General features: G+C 65.6%; 18 protein-coding genes and 6 tRNA genes. 2 read left to right on the forward strand and 22 right to left on the reverse strand.

The features are described 5' to 3' along the window. Positions 1-16: 16 nt before the first annotated feature. From tig to rlmE, 12 genes are all read right to left on the reverse strand, one after another. Positions 17-1,309, reverse strand: coding sequence for a trigger factor (tig, locus tag AC3WJB_RS11950; RefSeq protein WP_492681797.1), 1,293 nt, complete (start codon positions 1,307-1,309; stop codon positions 17-19). A gap of 86 nt (positions 1,310-1,395) precedes the next feature. Continuing rightward, positions 1,396-1,480: transfer RNA gene (locus AC3WJB_RS11955), tRNA-Leu, on the reverse strand. 305 nt (positions 1,481-1,785) lie between these two features. Further along, entirely contained in the window at positions 1,786-2,121 is a 336-nt protein-coding gene (locus AC3WJB_RS11960) for a hypothetical protein (RefSeq protein ID WP_492681799.1), read from the reverse strand. Further along, positions 2,118-2,546: a hypothetical protein gene (locus AC3WJB_RS11965; protein ID WP_492681801.1), complete on the reverse strand. Its 429-nt coding sequence runs from the start codon at positions 2,544-2,546 to the stop codon at positions 2,118-2,120. The genes AC3WJB_RS11960 and AC3WJB_RS11965 overlap by 4 nt, the downstream gene beginning before the upstream one ends. Positions 2,547-2,562: 16 nt before the next feature. Continuing rightward, a complete protein-coding gene (locus AC3WJB_RS11970; RefSeq protein ID WP_492681803.1) occupies positions 2,563-3,288 on the reverse strand; it encodes a PP2C family protein-serine/threonine phosphatase in 726 nt (241 codons plus the stop codon). Positions 3,289-3,745: 457 nt separating this feature from the next. Further along, positions 3,746-3,821 (reverse strand) — tRNA-Lys (locus tag AC3WJB_RS11975). Positions 3,822-3,855: 34 nt separating this feature from the next. Further along, positions 3,856-3,932, reverse strand: a tRNA-His gene (locus tag AC3WJB_RS11980). Between the two features lie 15 nt (positions 3,933-3,947). Beyond that, positions 3,948-4,024, reverse strand: a tRNA-Arg gene (locus tag AC3WJB_RS11985). A 23-nt stretch (positions 4,025-4,047) separates the two neighbouring features. Next, positions 4,048-4,124 (reverse strand) — tRNA-Pro (locus tag AC3WJB_RS11990). A gap of 123 nt (positions 4,125-4,247) precedes the next feature. Next, positions 4,248-4,324 (reverse strand) — tRNA-Arg (locus AC3WJB_RS11995). 194 nt (positions 4,325-4,518) lie between these two features. Further along, a complete protein-coding gene (gene ftsH, locus AC3WJB_RS12000; RefSeq protein ID WP_492681805.1) occupies positions 4,519-6,477 on the reverse strand; it encodes an ATP-dependent zinc metalloprotease FtsH in 1,959 nt (652 codons plus the stop codon). Continuing rightward, entirely contained in the window at positions 6,474-7,124 is a 651-nt protein-coding gene (rlmE, locus tag AC3WJB_RS12005) for a 23S rRNA (uridine(2552)-2'-O)-methyltransferase RlmE (protein ID WP_492681807.1), read from the reverse strand. Before rlmE ends, ftsH begins: the two co-directional genes overlap by 4 nt. Before the next feature lie 152 nt (positions 7,125-7,276). Here rlmE and AC3WJB_RS12010 point away from each other — a divergent pair, with 152 nt between their 5' ends. After that, a complete protein-coding gene (locus AC3WJB_RS12010; protein WP_492681809.1) occupies positions 7,277-7,573 on the forward strand; it encodes a YhbY family RNA-binding protein in 297 nt (98 codons plus the stop codon). Continuing rightward, a complete protein-coding gene (locus AC3WJB_RS12015) occupies positions 7,573-7,980 on the forward strand; it encodes an Mth938-like domain-containing protein (protein ID WP_492681811.1) in 408 nt (135 codons plus the stop codon). The genes AC3WJB_RS12010 and AC3WJB_RS12015 overlap by 1 nt, the downstream gene beginning before the upstream one ends. Positions 7,981-8,001: 21 nt before the next feature. Here AC3WJB_RS12015 and AC3WJB_RS12020 read toward each other — a convergent pair whose 3' ends face one another. From AC3WJB_RS12020 to kdsA, 10 genes are all read right to left on the reverse strand, one after another. Next, positions 8,002-9,021, reverse strand: a complete 1,020-nt coding sequence (locus AC3WJB_RS12020; protein WP_492681813.1) for a peptidoglycan DD-metalloendopeptidase family protein — start codon at positions 9,019-9,021, stop codon at positions 8,002-8,004. A gap of 18 nt (positions 9,022-9,039) precedes the next feature. After that, positions 9,040-9,642, reverse strand: a complete 603-nt coding sequence (locus AC3WJB_RS12025) for a YqaA family protein (protein ID WP_492681815.1) — start codon at positions 9,640-9,642, stop codon at positions 9,040-9,042. Continuing rightward, positions 9,642-10,325, reverse strand: coding sequence for a protein-L-isoaspartate(D-aspartate) O-methyltransferase (locus AC3WJB_RS12030; RefSeq protein WP_492681817.1), 684 nt, complete (start codon positions 10,323-10,325; stop codon positions 9,642-9,644). Before AC3WJB_RS12030 ends, AC3WJB_RS12025 begins: the two co-directional genes overlap by 1 nt. After that, positions 10,322-11,122 (reverse strand): 5'/3'-nucleotidase SurE, encoded by an 801-nt coding sequence (gene surE, locus AC3WJB_RS12035; RefSeq protein ID WP_492681819.1) that lies wholly within the window; start codon positions 11,120-11,122, stop codon positions 10,322-10,324. Before surE ends, AC3WJB_RS12030 begins: the two co-directional genes overlap by 4 nt. A gap of 175 nt (positions 11,123-11,297) precedes the next feature. Next, on the reverse strand, positions 11,298-12,347 hold the full coding sequence (truD, locus tag AC3WJB_RS12040) for a tRNA pseudouridine(13) synthase TruD (protein ID WP_492681821.1): 1,050 nt from the start codon (positions 12,345-12,347) through the stop codon (positions 11,298-11,300). Beyond that, positions 12,344-12,817, reverse strand: coding sequence for a 2-C-methyl-D-erythritol 2,4-cyclodiphosphate synthase (gene ispF, locus AC3WJB_RS12045; RefSeq protein ID WP_492681823.1), 474 nt, complete (start codon positions 12,815-12,817; stop codon positions 12,344-12,346). The genes truD and ispF overlap by 4 nt, the downstream gene beginning before the upstream one ends. Further along, complete coding sequence (gene ispD, locus AC3WJB_RS12050; RefSeq protein WP_492681825.1) at positions 12,808-13,512, reverse strand: 2-C-methyl-D-erythritol 4-phosphate cytidylyltransferase; 705 nt, start codon at positions 13,510-13,512, stop codon at positions 12,808-12,810. The genes ispF and ispD overlap by 10 nt, the downstream gene beginning before the upstream one ends. Next, complete coding sequence (gene ftsB / locus AC3WJB_RS12055) at positions 13,509-13,844, reverse strand: cell division protein FtsB (RefSeq protein WP_492681827.1); 336 nt, start codon at positions 13,842-13,844, stop codon at positions 13,509-13,511. Before ftsB ends, ispD begins: the two co-directional genes overlap by 4 nt. 19 nt (positions 13,845-13,863) lie before the next feature. Further along, positions 13,864-15,270: a phosphopyruvate hydratase gene (gene eno / locus AC3WJB_RS12060; protein WP_492681829.1), complete on the reverse strand. Its 1,407-nt coding sequence runs from the start codon at positions 15,268-15,270 to the stop codon at positions 13,864-13,866. Positions 15,271-15,328: 58 nt separating this feature from the next. Next, positions 15,329-16,168: a 3-deoxy-8-phosphooctulonate synthase gene (kdsA, locus tag AC3WJB_RS12065; protein WP_492681831.1), complete on the reverse strand. Its 840-nt coding sequence runs from the start codon at positions 16,166-16,168 to the stop codon at positions 15,329-15,331. Positions 16,169-16,235: the final 67 nt, after the last annotated feature.

Here is a 16,235-nt window from a genome sequence, read left to right on the forward strand (position 1 = left end):
GCAGGGATGGAATGGCTTAGGATACGTTGGGATGCATCACCTCGTCGAAGCTCAGCTCCTGTTGCGTCGTGCGGGCATGATCCGCCACCCACTCGGCAACCTGATCTTCCATGACGCGCGTGCGCAACCCGGACATCATCTGGGGGTCGCCATTGTAAAGTTCAACGACCTTCTCCGGTTCCTCATAAGTCGAGGCGATCACCGCCAGCTGCTCGGCCACGCGCTTGCTGTCGGTCTTGATCTCATGCCGGCGGGCAAGCTCGCCCATGAGCAGCCCGGCGATGATCCGCTTGCGGGCAATCGGCATGGCCGCATCGATCAGCTCGCGGGAAGGCTGCTGGCCTTTCGGTGTGTTTGCCACCGCCAGGCTCTGCGCCTCCGATTGCACCATCAGCCGGGGCACTTCCAGGCTGTCGTAAGCGGTCGCCAGCTTCTCGGCAACTTCACCCTTGAGCCGGGCCATGAGCGTGCCCTTGAGCTCACGTTCCAGGTTGGCTCGGACTTCGTTGCGAAAAGTATCGAGGTTGCCGTCCTCGATGCCAAAAGCCTTGGCAAACGTGGCATCTACCTCAGGCAGCTTCGGCTCCTGCACCTTGATGATGTGCAGGCTGGTCGTGGCCGGTTTGCCGGCCAGTTCCGGGTTGCCAAAATCCGCAGGGAAATCGATGCTGGCCTCGAACTCATCGCCTGCACTGCGATTCGTCAGCGCGTCGTCGAGGGCCTTGAACAGGTTGCCAGAGCCGAGCACGCTGCCGGCACGCTCGAGTCCGTGTGCCGGGAAGCGGTAGTTACCGGCACTTGCGGAGTATTCGAAGGTCACGAAGTCGCCGGTGACCGAAGCCCGCGCGACCTCATCGAAACTGCGCCGCTGCAGTTGCAGCGTCTGCAACATCCTGTCGATGTCCTCATCCGTCACTGATGCCGTGACGCGATGGATCTCCAGTTCGCCGACGTCGACATCGGGCAGCTCGGGCATGATCTCGAACGTTGCCGTATAGGCAATCTCGCCGTCCAGCGGCTTGCCGTCGGTATCGATGGCAGGATTGGCGATAGGCCGCAGGTTTTCCTGTGCCACCGCCTCGCGGAACGTGCTGTCGATCAGGCTCGACAGCACCTCGTTGCGCACCTGCGGCCCAAACCGCTGCTGGATGATCGCCGCCGGTACCTTGCCGGGGCGAAAGCCCTTCAAGCGCACCGTACGCCCCATTTCCGTGATTCGCGTCTTGACCTGCGACTCGTAGCGCTCGGCTGGGAATTTCACCGTGAGCCGGCGCTCGAGTTTGCCCATGTTCTCTACCGAAACCTGCATGACGTCTCCTGGTACCACCGGGTGTTATGTGCCTTCGGCCAGCGCCATGGCGACCACGACCGCATCATCGAATACAACTATGTGTTTGGTGCGAGAGGCGGGACTCGAACCCGCACAGCCGAAACTGCCAGAACCTAAATCTGGTGCGTCTACCAATTCCGCCACTCTCGCTCGTCCGTGTCCCACGCCGGCAAACCGTCAGGCCATCCTCGGCGCGCCGTCCACCTCGAAACCATCGCCGCCGCCGCAAGCCGTGCGCGGCCAGGACCGCACTGCGCAACAACCCGCTATTTTAGAATCGCCCCTCGGCATAGCACAAGCGCGCCGCTCGCCACCGGTGCGAGCGTACGCCCTCGTGTCCAGCGCACGCCATAGGGAACCCGGCGCACGCATCGTGCCGGGCAGGCAAGTCGGTCTGCGAAATAGCCCGAAGCGCGCGTCGCCGCCACCACGCAACCGTGGCTTGGGGCCTGCAGTCAGCCCCTGGTTGACCACAGGTACCAGACCAGCGCCACCACGACGATCAGCACCACCAACCCGGCCAGCCTCTTCCACACCATGGGACCGCGCGAAGGGAGCATTAGTTGCGGGGCCGCGGCGGTGACCGGCTGATCGCCGCCGCGGCTGCGCGCATCGGCGACGCTGCCTTGCTGCGTGATCGCGTTGCGCGCCGCCGCGGCGTTGCTGTCGCTCAGGCGGCCAATCACATAGCGGCGCCGGGCGCGATATTCGTCGCGGGTGATGCGCCCCAGTCGATAGGCCTCGTCCAATACGCACAGGTTCCCGTTGACAGCGTTCTCCTGCCGATTCATTTCAGTTCCCCCAGCACACGGGAGCCGACGTCCTTTTCCGCGGTATCGTTGTCGTCGCGATGGCTGACTACGGTGCCGTTCGAGTGGTAGCTGATGGAACTGCCACCGTGCAACATGGCCTTGCCGACGCTGCCCACCCACCGCGGGACGTTGCCGGCCAGGTTCACCAGGCGCCAGGAGTTCGCCCGGCGCCCGAGTGCGGCGATCGTCCCGTCACTGCCGTCATCGTTGGCCCCGGGCGTAATGCACTTGCCGTCCTGCGCCTGCTTCCAGTCGGCGTTTGCCTGCGGGTCGTCGAGCAGCGCCAGCTGGGTGCGGCGTTGCACTTCAGGTATCGCGCCAAGATCAGCCAGCGCGGCCAGCAGCGCCAGCGTACCCAGCGTGCCCGCCGGGCGTTCGGCGATCAATTCGGCAATGGGTTTCATGCCCATACGGCTTTGATCAGTCCTGAATCCGCACGGTGATCGCGGAGACGTTGTCGCGCGCGGCGCGATTTTGCGCCATGCCCATGAGGCTCTCGGTGAGCTCCTGTGCAGAGCGCCGGCGACGACACTCGGCTTCGATCTCAGCGTCGCTCATTTCCTTGTTGATGCCGTCCGAGCACAGCACGAATTGCATGCCGCGGCGGCAGCCGGCGACCGCCCAATCCACGAACAGCAGGTCCTCGGCACCCACCGCGCGGGTCAGCGCGCCGGCGCCGGGCTCGGGCCGGGATGAGCCCTTCCCGTTGAACTGGGCAACGTTCCCACGCCTGACGCCGACCACATGGTCGGTGGTGATCTGTTCCAGGCGGTCGGCCTCGAAACAATAGGCGCGGCTATCCCCGACCCAGCCGCATAGCATGTAGTCCGGTGCGTGTACAAGCAGTACCACGGTGGAGCCGATGATGTCGACGCCGCGCTCGATAGCCGCATCGATCAGCTCCTGATTGACCTGCACCAAGGCATCCTCGATCGCCTCGATGAAGTCGAATACGCTGCCGCTCCGGGCCAGGGCACCGAGGCGCTCCACGATGAGCTGACTGGCATAGTCGCCCGCCGCATAGCCACCCATGCCGTCGGCCACTACCCACAGGCCAAGGTCGTCGCGCACCAAAATGGCGTCCTCGTTGTGCTGGCGCACCTTGCCGGTGATGGTCTCGCCGGCCGAGTGGTATAGCGTGCCCATGCCGTCACCTCGATGACCGCAAGCGGCCATTGAAACGCGGCGAGCGGCAAGCGGCCTCCCGGCTCGACCGCACACGCCACCTCGTCGCACTGTGGCGGCGCCACGGTGCCCAGGCCGGGTGCCGCACCTGCTGCACCCGGCGGTCCAGCCGGTCAGCGCTCGACTGATCGGTGCAAACGCAAGCGTCCACGTAAAGTAACACTTCGACCGACGCCTGTTTCCCTACGGTTGACATAGCTTAGTCGGAGCCATCGTGCGCCAGCGAGTCGTCCGTCACCTTTGGTAAATATACCCGGGCGCGACGCGGCCCGCGGACCGGCGCGCGGTGATCCGCAGTCGCCGGCAAGCCGTCCGCGCAGTGCCGGCGGGCCTTCAGGACGTATCGCGGGGATGGACCGGAATGTGGTTCCGCAAGGCAAAAAAAACAGACGCCCACGTGGGTGGACGTCTGTTCGATTGGTGGGCCGTGAAAGATTCGAACTTTCGACCAATTGATTAAGAGTCAACTGCTCTACCAACTGAGCTAACGGCCCGATGAACCGGGTTTGCCACTGGACCACTTGAAACTGGGGTGGGTGGAGGGATTCGAACCCACGACAACCGGAATCACAATCCGGGACTCTAACCAACTGAGCTACACCCACCACGAACCTTTGAACTGGTGCGCCAGACAGGACTCGAACCTGTAACCGTCGGCTTAGAAGGCCGATGCTCTATCCGGTTGAGCTACAGGCGCCAACTCTACCGGCGGAACGCAGCTGGTCGGGGTAGAGGGATTCGAACCCCCGACTTTTGCGTCCCAAACGCAACGCTCTACCAGACTGAGCTATACCCCGCTGTGCTTCGGTTCCAATGCCACTGCTGCGCCGGACGCCTCCATTGCCGTGATGTCCGTGTTGCCGTCGACACCCATACTACAACGAGGCGCCGGCAGCCACCTTGCGTCATCGATGAAAAAATGGTGCGCCCGGAGAGATTCGAACTCCCGACCACCTAGTTCGTAGCCAGGTACTCTATCCAACTGAGCTACGGGCGCACTGGTGAAATGTTCTGCCGGACGGGTGGTTGTTGGGGCAACCTTTGCCGGGCGAGAAGCGGAATTATTCAGACTCCGCGTCGCGACGTCAACACCTGATGCGCATAAACCGTCTTTTCGTGTCTCTCCAGACTGGGCCAACGCGACCTGCACCGCGGCTCGTCGGGCAACGCAAACTCTCGTCCACTCGTCAATCAACCATCCAGCCGGCCACGGCTTTGCGTGGCTGGATCACCGACCTTGCCCACCGGCGATCCCGAGTCGCCGCGAGGTGGAGGCGGCGGCGGCACGCTGCGGCCGGCCTGCTCGCGCGTCCAGTCCGCCGGAGGGCCCGGCTCGCGCCCGGCCATGATGTCGTCGATCTGATGTGCATCGATGGTCTCGTATTGCAAGAGCGCTTCGGCCATGACGTGCAGCTTGTCGAGGTTGGCGGTGAGCAACTCGCGGGCGCGGGCATAAGCGTTGTCGAGGATGCCACGCACCACCTCGTCAATCTTGCTCGCGGTCTCGTTGGAGATGCTCTTGTGCTGGGTCACCGAGCGGCCAAGAAAGACCTCGTCCTCGTCCTCGCCATATGTGATCGGGCCCAGCTCGTCGGACAGACCCCACTTGGTCGCCATGTTGCGCGCCATCTTCGTGGCACGCTCGATGTCGTTGGCAGCACCCGTGGTGACCCGGTCGGCGCCAAAGATCAGCTCCTCGGACACGCGCCCGCCATAGAGCGAGCATAGCTGCGACTCGATCGCCACCCGGTTGATGCTGTATTTGTCGCTTTCCGGCAGGTACATGGTCACCCCAAGCGCGCGGCCACGCGGGATGATCGTGACCTTGTAGACGGGGTCGTGCTCCGGCACCAGGCGGCCGACGATGGCATGCCCGGCCTCATGGTAGGCGGTGAGCTTCTTCTCTTCCTCGCTCATTGCCATCGAGCGGCGCTCGGCGCCCATCAGGATCTTGTCCCGCGCCTTGTCCATATGGATCATGCGCACCTCGCGCGCGTTGTCGCGCGCGGCAAACAAGGCTGCCTCGTTGACCAGGTTGGCCAGATCCGCGCCGGAAAAACCCGGGGTACCGCGGGCAATGACCATTGCATCCACGTCGCTGGCAATCGGCACCTTGCGCATGTGCACCTTGAGGATCTGGTCGCGCCCGCGCACATCCGGCAAGCCGACGACCACCTGGCGATCGAAACGACCCGGCCGCAGCAGGGCGGGATCGAGCACGTCGGGGCGGTTGGTGGCGGCAATCACGATGACACCCTCGCTGCCTTCAAAGCCGTCCATTTCCACCAGCAGCGCGTTCAAGGTCTGCTCGCGCTCGTCGTGCCCACCACCCAGGCCGGCACCACGATGGCGCCCCACCGCGTCGATTTCGTCGATGAAGATGATGCAGGGTGCGTGCTTCTTGGCCTGCTCGAACATGTCACGCACACGGCTGGCGCCGACGCCGACGAACATCTCGACGAAATCCGAGCCGGAAATCGAGAAGAACGGTACTTTGGCTTCACCGGCGATCGCCTTGGCCAGCAGGGTCTTGCCGGTCCCTGGCGGGCCCACCATCAGCACGCCGTGCGGAATTTTGCCGCCAAGCTTCTGGAACCGGCCCGGGTCGCGCAGGAACTCGACCAGCTCGCCGACTTCCTCCTTGGCCTCCTCGCAACCCGCCACGTCGCCAAACGTGACCTTGATCTGATCCTCGCCCTGCAGCTTGGCGCGCGAACGGCCAAAGCTCATGGCCCCACGTCCGCCGCCGCCCGACTGCATCTGTCGCATGAACCAGATGAACACGCCGACGATGAGCAACACGGGGAGCCAGCTGATCAGCAGGCCCATGAGCGAGAAACCCTCGGACGGGGTCTGCCGTACCTCGACGCCCTTGTCCTGCATCTGCTTGACCACGCCATTGGTCGAGAAGCCAAGCATCGGCGCCACGGTGCGGAACGGGCTGCCGTCTTTCAACTTGCCGGTGATCGTCGCCGGCTGATCGGCGCTGATGGTCGCCGTGGCCACGCTGCCGTTGTCCACGTTCTGCACGAACGAGCTGTAGGGCAGCTCGGTCGAAGCCGCGTTATGCGGGCTGAAGCTCTGGAACACGGTGAACAGCACCACCGCAATGATGACCCAGAGCAACACGTTTTTCGCAGTCTCGTTCATGCACGGTTCTCGCCGGATGACATCGGAGCGGGCCTGCGACCCGTCGCCAATGCGTACACCTCGCGCGAACGCGCGCGCGAGGCCTTGGGTTTACGCATGGTCACGCTACTGAACCCAGTGCGCAACCCTCGCAGATAATCGTCAAAACCAACTCCCTGGAAGAGTTTGACCAGGAACGACCCACCAGGCCTGAGCCACTGCCGGCTGAAATCCAAGGCCAGCTCCGCCAAGGCCATCGCGCGAATTTGATCTGGCAGCGCCATACCACTCATGTTGGGGGCCATATCCGAGAGAACAAGATCCACCTGTCGGCCGGCGAGCCGCTCTTCCAGCGCCCTTAATACTGCCTGTTCACGGAAATCACCCTGCAGGAAGTCCACCCCGGGAATGTCCTGCATCGGCAACAGGTCCAACGCAAATACGCTACCGGTGGTTCCGAGCTGGCGCCGCACCATCTGCGACCAACCGCCGGGCGCGGCTCCCAGGTCGACGACGACGGCGCCAGGCCGCAATACCCGATCCCGCGTCAGCACCTCCTCCAGCTTATATGCGGCGCGCGAACGCAGGCCCTCGGCTTGCGCCTTCTTCACATATTCGTCGTTGAAGTGTTCACGCAGCCACCCTGCACTGCTCTTGCTGCGGCTCATGATGATCAGTCGTGCGATGGGCGGACAAGGTAAGTGATACGGGAGCATCGCCGGCCAGGAACGCGCCGCCTGCATGGCGCCGCAGTGTCATCTTGCGCTGCAGTGGTGCATGATGTGCGTCTATCCGGCGACCGTCGGCATCACATCATCGCATGACTCTGACTCCCTCACAAAACCGCTACCTGCGGGGGCTTGCGCAACAAACCAAGGCCATGGTCCTGCTCGGCGCCAAGGGTGCGACCGCTGCGGTGCTCAAGGAGCTGGACCTGGCGCTGGAACATCATGAACTGGTGAAAGTGAAGCTTTCCGGCGGCGACAAGACCGAGCGCCTCACCCAGGTGACCGCCTTGACGGCTGGCACTGGTGCCGAGGCGGTGCACCAGCTCGGGCATACCGTGTTGCTGTTCCGGCGCAATCCCGATGCCGCGAAGATCGCGCTGCCCCGCTGATGGAACTCTCGCGCGAACGTCCCGAGGGCATTGTGCTGGTACGCCATGTGGCAGCCGACCACATCGTGCTCGACGACCGCGAGCTGGCATGCAGCTTCCTGCTCGTGCCGGAGCGCGCCATCGAGGACTGGCCGGTGGACGTGGCCGACAAGCTCGATGCGGACCAGGTCGGCCCATTGCTGGACCTGCAACCGGAAGTGGTCTTGCTCGGTACCGGCACCAGACAGATCTTCCCGCCGGCGGAGTTCCTGGCGGGATTCCTGCGCCAGGGCGTCGGTATCGAAGTGATGGACAACTCGGCGGCCGCGCGCACCTACAACCTGATTGCGGGCGAAGGGCGCAAAGTGTTGGCCGCGTTCATCCTGCCCGGCCGGTCGGCGTCCGTGGCCCAGGAGCTTGGACGGTAAGAGCCGCACTGACTCCTGGTATCACCGCGCCGGCAGATAATCCAGGGGATCCACGGGATTGCCATCCTTGCGGATCTGGAAGCCAAGCCCGGTATTTGCCGCGCCGCTCGAGCCCATGGTGGCAATCTGTTGCCCGGCGCTGACCCGCTGTCCTTCCTTCACGAGGCGCCTGGCATTGTGCGCGTAGGCCGAGAGCAGGCTGTCGCTGTGCTTGATGATCACTAGCTCGCCGTAGCCGACCAGGCCATTGCCGCTGTACACCACCACCCCGTCGGCAGCAGCACGTACCGCCGAGCCGGAGCTGCCGGCAATTTCAATCCCGGGGATCGCTGCGTCACTCTGGAAGCGCTTCACCACGTTGCCGTCGGCCGGCCAGCGCCACGTCAACCCGCCCGCCGTACGTACGACGGCCTTGGGAACCGGCGCGGCGGCAGCCTTGACGTCATCCGGTGATGGCGACGGGGGTGCCATGCCAGCCACCGGCACGCTGCTGGCGGCCCCGGCCGGGTTGCTGGTCGCCGCTGCTGCTGCCAGGGGTGGCGTCGGCGGCGCGTGCTCCGCGCCTGGGCCGGTCGTTGCCACCCCGGCGGTAGAAGGCGCTGACGGCGCCGGCACGGTCTCGAACAAGCCAGTGGCGGGCGCCGGCGCTGTCGGACGCGCGGCTGCGGCCGCCGGGACTGAAGCTACCGTGGGCGCCCCGGGCGTGGTCGATGTTGCCGGCGGCGACAAGCGCAGGCGTTGCCCGGGCCAGATGGTGTAAGGCGCGGCAATCTGGTTCCACTGCGCGAGACTGCGAAAATCCACCGCATTGCGGAAAGCGATGGAATACAGCGTGTCACCCGTGCGCACCGTGTAGACGCCACCCCGAACCGGCGCGTGCGCCGCGGCAGCAGTCTGACCCACCCCCGGAGCCGGTTCGATCAGCACTGAACTGCGCATGGTGCCGCACGCGGCAAGCAGGAGCGCGGCGCACAGCGCAACCACATGGGGGACGTACCGGGGCATGGTCGACAGCATACCGGTGCGTTGGACAAATTTCATGACGCCTCGCTGCCGCATTCAGCGCAACAGCAGCCACAGCGCCAGGATGGCCAGCAGGCCCAGGGCAATCCAGCCGATCCATTCAATGTTCTGCCGCAGCACGCGTTCGGCGCGGTCACCCAACCACCGCACCAACAATGCCAGCAGCCACACCCGCTTGCCACGCCCGACGGCGATGCAAGCCAGGAAGGGACCGATCGGCACGCCGACGATGCCGGCCGCCCAGGTCACCAGCTTCATCGGGATCACCGGTTGCAACGCCGCCAGGGTCAAGGCCACCAGCATGGTCAGCCAGTGCTGTTGCATGTCCTGTTGCAGGGTGGCCACCCAACTGGCAATGACGGCCTGCACGTGCGCGCTGAACAGGGGTCTGATCGCCTCGTACGCCCAATGCCCAAGCGCGTAACCAACCAGCGCACCAAGCAGCGAGAACAACAGGGACATGTTGGCGTAGAAGAACGCCTTCGCCCGCCGGGCCAGCATCATCGGTGCCAGCATCACCTCCGGCATGACCGGAAAGATGAACGCCTCGACGAAACTCAAGCCGCACAGGTAGTACAGCGCCCGGGGATCGCTCGCCCACGCCAACGCGCGGGCATAGCCTTTGGCAAACACCTGCATTAACCGATCCCGCCAAGCAACGGCACGAAACTCACGGCACCGAGCTCCTCCAGGTCGAAATCGCCATGCCCGTCACCGCGCATACGGATCAGGGTCTGCCGGCTCGGCGAACCGACTGGCGCGACCAGTACGCCGGTGGGAGTCAGCTGGTCGAGGACGCGACTCGGCACGGTATCGCCGGCAGCGGTCAGGATGATGCCATCGAACGGAGCCTCGTCGGGCCAGCCGAGCTTGCCATCATCGTGCCGGCTGCGCAGGTTGGTCAGCCCGAGCTGACGGAAGCGCCGCCGCGCCTGACGCAACAGCTCCTCGATGCGCTCGACGGTGAACACCTCCGGGATCAACGCCGCCAATACCGCCGCCTGGTAGCCCGACCCGGTGCCGATCTCCAGCACCCGCTGCGGCACGCCAAATTCCAGCAAGGCTTCGGTCATGCGGGCCACGACCCAAGGCTGGGAGATGGTCTGGCCATGACCAATCGGCAAGGCAGTGTTCTCGTAAGCCCGCGCGTGCAGCGCTTGGTCGATGAAATGGTGCCGCGGCAGGTTGCGCATGACGTCGATGACCCGCGGGTCGGCAATGCCGGACTCGCGCAGCACGGCGGCCAACTGGTCGCGGGCCCGCTGCGAGGTGAGACCCGCTCCGCGCAGCTGCGCCGGAGGCAAGGGGTAGGCGCCATTCATGGCTGCCTCGATCCAGCTGTCGTGCGCTTGGTCAGCATGTCGTCGCGCAGACCCTGCATCCAGCTGCTGACCTTCTCCAACGCCTGGACCCGGGTCAGGTCGACGTGGATTGGGGTGACCGAAACGAAACCACGGCGCACGGCATTGAAATCGGTACCCGGACTGGCATCGTCCACCTCGCCAGCCGGACCGATCCACCAGATGGGACGGCCCCGCGGATCGGTCTGCTGGATCGAGGGCTCCGAGCGCCGCCGCCGTCCCAGGCGGGTCACCTCGAAGCCATGGATCTCGCTCCATGGCCGATCCGGCACGTTCACGTTGAGAATGGTGTCGGCAGGCAGCGGGTCAACCAGCAGACGCTGCATCAGCAGCAGCACCGCCTCGGCCGCCGAGTCGTAGTGCTCGCCAACATGGTCGGCGGTGACCAGTGAAACGGCGATGGCCGGCAGGCCGAGGAAGCGTCCCTCCATGGCCGCCGACACCGTGCCCGAATAAATCACGTCATCGCCGAGATTGGCCGAGTTGTTGATGCCGGACACGACCATGTCGGGCTCCTTTTCCAGCAGGCCTGCCAATGCCAGGTGCACGCAATCGGTCGGCGTCCCGGCCACGCAGAAATAGCCGTTGCTCATCGGCAGTACGCGCAAGGGCACATCCAGCGTCAGCGAATTGCTGGCGCCGGAGCGGTCGCGATCCGGGGCGACCACGGTGACGTTCGCGACCGCACTCAGGCGCTCGGCGAGCACGTGGATGCCCGGTGCGTCCACGCCGTCGTCATTGCTGACCAGGACTCGCATGTTGCTCCGCCAGAGGGAAACACGCACACGCCAGGCAAGAGCTGCATCGACCCGGGTGTGCTGCAAGCAGCAGTCTACTCGACGCGGTGCGCAGAAGCACTCCGCGGCTGGGCAGACGGCCAGCAGGCCACCCCAATTACCCGCCGGCAGAGCCCACCTTAGCCGGCCACTCCCTTCATTTCAGCAGCTCGCGCACCACCACCGTGGCGTAACTGCCAGCGGGCAGTTCGAAGGCCAGCTCCAACGTACCAGGATCCGGCCAGCGCCAGTGCAAGTCGCGCGGCAGCAGACGCAGCGGGCGGCGATCGTGACGCATGCGTGCGGCTGCCAGACCAGCGACCAGGTCCGCATGCGTCGCGGCGATGCCGCGCTCCAACGCACCAACCGCATCCGCGCTGGGTGGCTCGCCCTCGCCCCACAGCGGCCCGGAGGGTGCGATGTCGGTGCTGGCCAGGCGCGCCGCCAGGGCCGGGGTGAACGCTTCGGGCCCAAACCACGAATGCGAACCCGCCAGGGCCCAGATCTCCCCGTCCATGGCCTGGTTCCAGTTGCCCAATCCGACCCGCGCAGCCAGCACCTCGTTGAAGATCTGCGAACGCGCCGCCGACAGCAGCAAGGAGCGCATCCCGCGCCTCACGCGGCGGCCGGCAAACATCGCCCTGGCCTGCTCGAGGTTCCTGCCAGTGAGGCCAAAGCGCTGCTCGCCGAAGTAGTTCGGCACGCCGCCACTGCCAATCCGCGCCAGGACCTCGTCCGCGCGCTGGCGGTCGCCCTGCACCTCGCGCAGCCGCAGCGCGAAGCGGTTGCCGCGCAGGGCACCGCGCTTGAGCTTGCGCCCATGCCGCCTGACCTCAAGCAGGCTCACGCCCTCGGCGACAAAGTGCGACCAGTCTGGATCGGCCTTGCCCGGCAGGTGCAGCGAAAAGGCTTGACGGGTGATCGCGTGGCGATCCTTCAAGCCAGCATAACCAACGTCCGCCACCGGGATGCCACAAAACGCGGCCAATTGCCGGGCGACCCATTCGGTATTGGCATCGCGTTTCTCCACCCACAGCCAAGCGTGCTCGCCGCTACCGTCCGCAACGGCGCCCGGCAGCTCCTCGACCATGAAATCCTCGGGCTGGGCGCGCAAGATGGCCTGCAGCGGCGGCGGGCCATAGGCACGCGGCAACTCGGACGGCGCCTCGGCGCCGCTCACGGACTCGCCGTCGGCCAGCTCGCTCACGCCACCTCCAGCAGCACGCTCGCCTGGGCGGCAATGCCCTCGCCGCGACCGAGGAAGCCGAGACCCTCGGTGGTGGTGGCCTTGACGCTGATGCGCTCGATGGTCACCTCGAGATCGCGTGCCAGTCCTTCGCGCATGCGCAGCACATGCGGGGCGATGCGCGGCGCCTGGGCCATGACCGTGACATCGGCGTTGCCAAGGACGTGGCCGTGCTCGCGCATCAAGGCCCGAGCCTGGCGCAGGAAGATGCGGCTGTCGGCCTGTCGCCAGCGCTCCTCATCCGGCGGAAAATGCGTGCCCAGGTCACCGAGCGCCAGGGCGCCGAAAATGGCATCACACAAGGCGTGGATGACCACGTCGCCATCCGAGTGCGCGACCAGCCCGTAGCCATGCGCAATGCGCACACCACCCAGCATCACAAACGTGCCCGGTCCGCAGCGGTGGACGTCGAAACCCGTTCCTATGCGCATCCTGCCGTCCTCGTCAGCAGGAACTCCGCCAGCGCAAAGTCCTCGCGGGTGGTGACCTTGAGATTGTCCGGCGCACCTTCGACCAGCATGGGCGCATAACCGGCCAGTTCCATGGCCATGGCTTCGTCACTGACCGCGACTCCGGCTTCGGCTGCCGCAGCCAGCGCGGCGGCCAGCGCGGCGCGCCGGAACAGTTGCGGGGTCAATGCCCGCCAGTAATGCTCGCGCGGCTCGGTGCGAGCGCTGCGCTGCCGCGAATCGGCTACCTTGAGGGTATCGCGTACGGGCGTGGCCAGCAGGCCACCGTCGGCGCGGCTGGCCTGCTCCAGCAGGCGCGTCACGTCCGCTGCACGCACACAGGGCCGGGCCGCATCATGCACGAGGACAAAATCATTCCCGGCCACCTCGGGCGGCAAGGCGGCCAGTCCGGACCGTACCGAAGCGGCGCGGGTGGCGCCGCCGGTCGCTGTCAATATCGGCTTGCCCGAGAGTTCGTGCCAGCCGGGCCAGCGCCGGTCGCCCTCGCCCAACACCACCAGCAAGCCGGTAATCCCGGGATGATTGGCCAGGCGTCGCAAGGTGTGCCAGATCAGGGGCTGGCCGGCCAGCGGCAGATACTGCTTGGGACGCGCATTCCCCACTCGGCTGCCGCGACCCGCCGCTGGTACCACGCACCAAAGAGGCCGCACGTTCACGGCCGGCTGGAAGGCGTGGCGGGCGGTGGTGGCGGCAACACGCTGGCGGCGCCGGCTGGGCGTTCGACTACCTGGTAGAACAACTCTCCGGGCTTGATCAGCCCCAGCTCGGTGCGTGCGCGGGCTTCGATGGCCTGGTCACCATGCTTCAGGTCGAACACGTCGGCGGCCATGGCTTGATTGCGCTGTTGCAGCCTCTGGTTTTCCAGCGCCTGCTTGTTCACGCTGGCGCGCAGGCCGTCGACCACCTGCATGCTGCCGTTGCCGGTCCAGATCTTGACCTGCAACGCCACCAGCATGACCAGCAAGATGAGGGCAATCCAGCGCAGCATCGCGTGGTGCTCTCCACACTCAACCGGGCAGGCGCCGCAGGTTTGGAAACGCCTGGCGACCAGCGAAGCTGGCCTTGCTGCCAAGCTGCTCCTCGATACGCAACAACTGGTTGTACTTCGCCACCCGGTCCGTGCGGCACAGCGACCCGGTCTTGATCTGGGTGGCCGTGGTGGCTACCGCCAGGTCGGCGATGGTGGTGTCACCGGTTTCGCCGGAACGATGCGAGATGACCGCCGCATAACTCGCGGCATCGGCCATGCTGATGGTCTCAAGTGTCTCCGAGAGCGTGCCGATCTGGTTCAGCTTGACCAGGATGGCGTTCGCGATGTGCTTGCTGATGCCTTCGCGGAAAATCGCCGGGTTCGTGACGAACAAGTCATCACCGACGATTTGCACCCGCTCACCCAGCGCGTCGGTGAGCAGTTTCCAGCCCTCCCAGTCGCCTTCGGCCATGCCATCCTCGATGCTCACGATCGGATACTGCTGGGTCCAGCCGACGAGCAGGTCGGCAAACTGGGCCGAGCTGTATTTGCGCCCTTCGCCGGCCAGCGAGTACTTGCCGTCGACATGAAACTCCGAGCTGGCCGCGTCCAAACCGATCAGCACGTCGCTCCCCGCCTTGTAGCCGGCCTGATGCACCGCCTCGAGGATGGTGTCGATGGCCTCGACGTTCGAGCGCAGGTGCGGTGCAAAGCCACCCTCGTCACCGACCGCAGTGCCCAGACCACGCCCGTGCAGTACGCCCTTCAAGGCATGAAATACTTCCACGCCGACGCGCAATGCCTCGGAAAAGGTGGGCAGGCCCACGGGCAGGATGAGAAATTCCTGCACGTCGATGTTGTTGTCGGCATGTACGCCGCCGTTGATGATGTTCATCATCGGCAGGGGGAGAGTTGGCGCGCTTGGACGTCGCCCGATCGGTGACGGCTGTGCCGGCGAGCGCCCAGCCAAGGAAGGCTGGGCAGGGCTTTCCCCAGCCGACGCGGTTGCGCCAGGGATGGCAACCGCGTCCAAGGTAGAGAGGTACGACCACAACGGTTCGTCGCGGGCGGCCGCCACGGCGTGGGCTGCGGCCAGCGACACCGCGAGCAAGGCATTGGCGCCCAGCCGGCCCTTGTTCGGCGTTCCGTCCAGTGCGATCAGCTTGGCGTCGAGCCCCCGCTGGTCGGCGGCGTCGAAACCACGCAACGCATCGGCAATGGTGATGTTGACATTCGCCACCGCCTTGCGCACGCCCTTGCCACCGTAACGCGCGGCATCGCCGTCGCGCAGTTCCACGGCCTCGCGCGAACCGGTGGAAGCGCCGCTCGGCACCGCGGCCCGGCCAAAGCCGCCGCCATCCAGCGCGACCTCGGCTTCCAGGGTGGGATTGCCGCGTGAATCAAGGATCTCGCGGGCGTGGATGCGGGTGATTGTGGTGGTCATGGCCTTCCGTCAGTTCAGTGGTGTCTGTGCGCACGTGGAGCACGTGGGAGCCCACGCCTCACGTCGACAGGCTATTCTCGAGGAAGCCGCGGCGCTTGGTTACCGCATCGAGCTCCAGCAAGGTTTCCAGCAAGCCCTCCATCCTTCCCAGGGGCCAGGAGTTCGGTCCGTCACTCAGCGCATGTTCGGGGTCCGGGTGCGTCTCGGCAAACAGGCCGGACACACCGGCCGCCACCGCCGCCCGCGCCAGTACCGGCACGAACTCGCGCTGGCCGCCGGAGCGCGCGCCCTGGCCGCCCGGCAATTGCACGGAATGGGTGGCGTCGAACACCACCGGGCAACCGGTCTGGCGCATGACGCTCAGCGAGCGCATGTCCGAGACCAGGTTGTTGTAGCCGAAGCTCGCGCCGCGCTCGCACACCATGATGGCGTCGTTGCCGACCGCCTTGGCCTTGGCCACCACGTGCTGCATGTCCCAGGGCGCCAGGAACTGCCCCTTCTTGATGTTCACCGGTCGGCCGGCGCGCGCGACCTTGTGGATGAAGTCGGTCTGGCGGCACAGGAACGCCGGTGTCTGCAGCACGTCGACCACCGCGGCGACCTCGTCCATCGGCGTGTATTCGTGCACGTCGGTGAGCACGGGCACGTCGATCTGCCGGCGCACTTCGCCCAGGATGCGCAGGCCCTGCTCCACCCCGAGGCCGCGAAAGCTTTCGCCCGAGGAGCGATTGGCCTTGTCGAAGCTGGACTTGAAGATGAAATGCATGCCGAGCCGGCTGGTGATTTCCTTGAGCTGGCCGGCGACGTCGAGCTGCAACTGCTCGGACTCGACCACGCACGGGCCAGCAATCAGGAACAGCGGATGCTCAAGGCCGACCTCAAAGCCGCACAGCTTCATGGATGCACCGCAAGACGGAATCCGCACCGCGGCTCCTGCTCGCGGACTGCGGACATCCGCCAGGAAG

The organism is Rhodanobacter sp. FW510-R10 (assembly GCF_058781105.1).

Excerpts from the sequence above, each read along its gene's own strand:
- tig (WP_492681797.1), bottom strand. The coding sequence starts at position 1,309 with ATGCAGGTTTCGGTAGAGAACATGGGCAAACTCGAGCGCCGGCTCACG.
- AC3WJB_RS11960 (WP_492681799.1), bottom strand. The coding sequence starts at position 2,121 with ATGAATCGGCAGGAGAACGCTGTCAACGGGAACCTGTGCGTATTGGAC.
- AC3WJB_RS11965 (WP_492681801.1), bottom strand. The coding sequence starts at position 2,546 with ATGAAACCCATTGCCGAATTGATCGCCGAACGCCCGGCGGGCACGCTG.
- AC3WJB_RS11970 (WP_492681803.1), bottom strand. The coding sequence starts at position 3,288 with ATGGGCACGCTATACCACTCGGCCGGCGAGACCATCACCGGCAAGGTG.
- ftsH (WP_492681805.1), bottom strand. The coding sequence starts at position 6,477 with ATGAACGAGACTGCGAAAAACGTGTTGCTCTGGGTCATCATTGCGGTG.
- rlmE (WP_492681807.1), bottom strand. The coding sequence starts at position 7,124 with ATGAGCCGCAGCAAGAGCAGTGCAGGGTGGCTGCGTGAACACTTCAAC.
- AC3WJB_RS12010 (WP_492681809.1), top strand. The coding sequence starts at position 7,277 with ATGACTCTGACTCCCTCACAAAACCGCTACCTGCGGGGGCTTGCGCAA.
- AC3WJB_RS12015 (WP_492681811.1), top strand. The coding sequence starts at position 7,573 with ATGGAACTCTCGCGCGAACGTCCCGAGGGCATTGTGCTGGTACGCCAT.
- AC3WJB_RS12020 (WP_492681813.1), bottom strand. The coding sequence starts at position 9,021 with ATGAAATTTGTCCAACGCACCGGTATGCTGTCGACCATGCCCCGGTAC.
- AC3WJB_RS12025 (WP_492681815.1), bottom strand. The coding sequence starts at position 9,642 with ATGCAGGTGTTTGCCAAAGGCTATGCCCGCGCGTTGGCGTGGGCGAGC.
- AC3WJB_RS12030 (WP_492681817.1), bottom strand. The coding sequence starts at position 10,325 with ATGAATGGCGCCTACCCCTTGCCTCCGGCGCAGCTGCGCGGAGCGGGT.
- surE (WP_492681819.1), bottom strand. The coding sequence starts at position 11,122 with ATGCGAGTCCTGGTCAGCAATGACGACGGCGTGGACGCACCGGGCATC.
- ispF (WP_492681823.1), bottom strand. The coding sequence starts at position 12,817 with ATGCGCATAGGAACGGGTTTCGACGTCCACCGCTGCGGACCGGGCACG.
- ftsB (WP_492681827.1), bottom strand. The coding sequence starts at position 13,844 with ATGCTGCGCTGGATTGCCCTCATCTTGCTGGTCATGCTGGTGGCGTTG.
- eno (WP_492681829.1), bottom strand. The coding sequence starts at position 15,270 with ATGACCACCACAATCACCCGCATCCACGCCCGCGAGATCCTTGATTCA.
- kdsA (WP_492681831.1), bottom strand. The coding sequence starts at position 16,168 with ATGAAGCTGTGCGGCTTTGAGGTCGGCCTTGAGCATCCGCTGTTCCTG.